Origin of the sequence: Psychrobacter sp. (assembly GCF_041554015.1) — a bacterium.
In the GTDB taxonomy this organism is placed as follows: Bacteria; Pseudomonadota; Gammaproteobacteria; order Pseudomonadales; family Moraxellaceae; genus Psychrobacter.
In genome coordinates this window covers 1-3,240 of the sequence record NZ_JBFFMS010000082.1, presented here as the reverse complement: position 1 = coordinate 3,240, position 3,240 = coordinate 1, and the positions used below count along the sequence as shown (strand labels likewise).

General features: G+C 43.0%; 4 protein-coding genes and 1 pseudogene. All 5 read right to left on the bottom strand.

Translation table 11 applies throughout. The annotated features are described in order from the left end of the window. Positions 1–59: 59 nt before the first annotated feature. Complete coding sequence (locus tag ABYU67_RS12010; protein ID WP_372845516.1) at positions 60–392, bottom strand: hypothetical protein; 333 nt, start codon at positions 390–392, stop codon at positions 60–62. 1 nt (position 393) lies between these two features. Next, the gene (locus ABYU67_RS12005; protein ID WP_372845514.1) at positions 394–1,290 is read right to left on the bottom strand and encodes a hypothetical protein; all 897 of its coding nucleotides are present in this window, start codon (positions 1,288–1,290) and stop codon (positions 394–396) included. Between the two features lie 8 nt (positions 1,291–1,298). Further along, the gene (locus ABYU67_RS12000) at positions 1,299–1,523 is read right to left on the bottom strand and encodes a hypothetical protein (protein WP_372845512.1); all 225 of its coding nucleotides are present in this window, start codon (positions 1,521–1,523) and stop codon (positions 1,299–1,301) included. A gap of 1 nt (position 1,524) precedes the next feature. Beyond that, positions 1,525–1,869: a hypothetical protein gene (locus ABYU67_RS11995; RefSeq protein ID WP_372845510.1), complete on the bottom strand. Its 345-nt coding sequence runs from the start codon at positions 1,867–1,869 to the stop codon at positions 1,525–1,527. After that, positions 1,866–3,240: pseudogene (locus tag ABYU67_RS11990) on the bottom strand (hypothetical protein); the annotation flags it as partial. The pseudogene ABYU67_RS11990 and the gene ABYU67_RS11995, both read right to left, overlap by 4 nt.

Sequence of the window (3,240 nt, the reverse complement as noted above, 5' to 3'; positions counted from 1 at the left end):
TGTACTGAGACATAACGATCAAGCATGAGGCGCAATGCATTAGCCATAATTACCTCAGTTTAAGTTTGGAATGATGCCCACAGCGCTTGCTGTTCTTCAATCGTCAAATCATTAGCAGGGGTAACATAGTCCCACGCAAACGGCTCAAGTTCTCGCTTATAATCACGAACCATTACAAGGTATTCTTTGGTGGGATCAAGTCCTAAAAAAATATAACGACCATTTTTAAGTGATGTGACAACTTGCTCAACTAACATTGTCTGTGCATTTAACAGCCATATCTTACGAGATTCGGGTTTTCCTCTGACTGTAACGATGCCGTCGCCGCTCCCTGCGACATAACCACTGTGTACTAGCGATAGTGGCGAGTAAACTCTTGCAAATACCTGCATGCTAATACCCCCAAAAATCAGTGCGTATTAAAAAGGTGCGGGACGGTGTTTGCGGTGTGTTAGTGCTAAAACCTGCACATACGCTTAATACACTGCGACCATCAAGCGTGTACTCGTCAACTCCAAACAAGTCAGTTGATTTGTTAACAATTTTTGACAGGATTGGTGGTAACTCAGCCAAAAGTAGTTTGTAGTTAGTGTTTGACAAATAAATAGGGCTTATTAAGTCAACATTAGACTCATCGAGTATAACATCTGAGCTAGATAGCGCATTGCTCGTCACAGAACTCATGTATGCGCCAAGGTTTGTCGATAGGTTTACATGCACATAATTTGTAGAGCTGTAAAAATAAAATGGTATAGTTATGGCTGCATTATGCCCAAGATTAAAAAAGCAAATATTTTTACCTGTGGTATCAATAAGCGCCGACTTTAAAGCACCCCAGTACGTGATACGTGCTGATAATTTATTGACTGCTGTGTGTTGAACAAGCTCAACAAAGATAATACCTCGATCAGTGGCAAGCAGTTGCCATCCATTGCTCGCATGAGTCTTGTCGATATAAGTAAAAGACTTAGTTGGATTGTTATAACTGGGGTTTGTACGCGCATTTTGATACTGGTAATACCAGTCTGTCTTTGTCGCCGTCTTATCATCAATACCTAGCCGATAATCGCTCATAGAAGCTGATGGGCTAACAAATTCACCTGCGTTAGCGGTTTCATTAGTCACTGTCCAACCTGCGCTAGCGACCGAACCATAGCCGTTTACTAGGCATGCTTTTAGTATTGCGTAAACATCACCAGCCGAACGACTATTGTAGTTAATTTGTGGCGCACCTGCGTCCGTACTTTTAAAGCGTTTTACAGGCTCACTAACTGGATTTAAAAAGCTCATAATTATCCTTATTTATTTAATACAAATTCGTATGGGCCATGTGTAATGGGTTCGCAGCCATCTGCCACGTAAGTGATGCCGACTATCATATTTTCCGTATAATCGAACGACCAGTTACCTGCTGCGTTTGGTATCGCTTTACCGAGGCATTTGCCTGTTTTCCAAGCGAACAACAGCACGTAATCGATTGCTGTACCGTTAAATCGCTTAGCCCTACCATTGATTGTTGCCATATCACACACCCATAGTTAACGCCGTTAGCGTCACATATCCGCCTTGATATATCTGCGCCTTATCGAGTGTTAGCTCGGTTGCCACATCAAGTGTCGCTATCAGAGTGCCGCTCGCATCTAAAATCTTAGCTGCTGTTGGTACGCCTGATGCTATTGCTAGCGCCTTTGGTGGAATATTGAATGTTAATAAGGCGCCCGAAATGGACGCTTCTACTGGATTGGTTAGCGCAAACTCAGCGGCCAGCGTCTCACCAACAAACAAAGAGAGCACCGAATTGGTGCCTTCATTTAATTTATTAGCAATACCCTGCAAAGCTGCATTTTTAGCATCAACGCTTAATATCATGAATCACCTCGCTCTCGGTCAATGTTTGCGTGATAACCAATAGTAAAATCATAAGTATCTAAACTATCGCCTTGGTGTTGCTGAATGGCGCTTCCAATCCAAATTGGATATTTAGCAGCAGCAGTATTAAACCTAACCGCATTAGCAGCAGACCAGCCGCCGCCCCATGCTGCGCTTGGTATCGTGAAGTACGGATAGCCCGTCATAGGGTTGATTGGTGCTGTTAGCGTAGTTGTTGAACCTGTACCGATCTCACCCACCGTCTCACCAATGATGCGAAATGCTGTTTGGCTGGTGAATACTAGCGCCCATCGTTCCTCAATCGCATCACGGTTGGTTACGATGATAGGGTTGTTGGTTGTCTGCAACTGTGACGTCGCAGCATCACCAATAAGTGAATCACTCCAAACGGCATTGCTCCATGACTTTTGACTAAATACATTAAATGCACGCGCTTGCATATCGCCCATAAGTAGCATGGTGCTAAATACAGCTGCATCCGTGTAGTCATGCGTTATTGGGTTTAGTAAAGAGACTACGTTATTATTTACTGACTCAACTTTAGCCAAATCCATAATGCGGTATTTAACAGTCAACGGCGCGTTATAGAAAGACATATCAAACATGCTATTTAAAGTCAGAGTGCCAGCGTCCAAATCAATATCAAGATAGTTGCTATCTACTTTTAAGCCGTTAGCGTCCACCACTGACACATCAGATAAGCGCTCAAAGCCTAAATCAAACGTGTCATTTGGTGCATTGGTTGGTAGCTCCATTGTTTTTAATTCAGTGATAGTAACGAGGTCACCAATATCAACCAAATCAACAAGGCCATCATCGGGCAGCCGCGTAAGATTAACTCCTACTTTTTTACTGTCGAGCGATAATCCTGATGGTGCAATACGCAGCTTGCTAGATGATAGCGTTACTTGCTCAGCGCCAAAATTGGCAGTCAAGCCTAGTTTTGTGGCACCGTAAAACTTCAAATCAGGGTCTTGGCGTGTAGCAAAAGCAGTAGCAGGTTGCACGCTGTTAGCTGCACCGCCAAAATCATAATCTAACTTTTCTTTAATTGTCATTGATGCCACGTAGTAGCTGGTAATATCTATCTGCACTTCTGTGTAAGAGACACTTAAGACTTTGACAAATTGATCATATAAAACCGTACCAACTGGCGGCATCTGCACTTCACCATCTGGCACTGGCTGCATTAATTGCGTTATCTTTATCACATCACCATCAGAAACGAACTGACCATCAGTCTGTTTTATTAAGAATTCCAATACGCGCAAGCCTTTATAGTTCTTGCCTTGATAAAGGATTTCGTAACCCTCTTGCGGTGTGGCGTACTTATAGATTTCTTCTTCAATA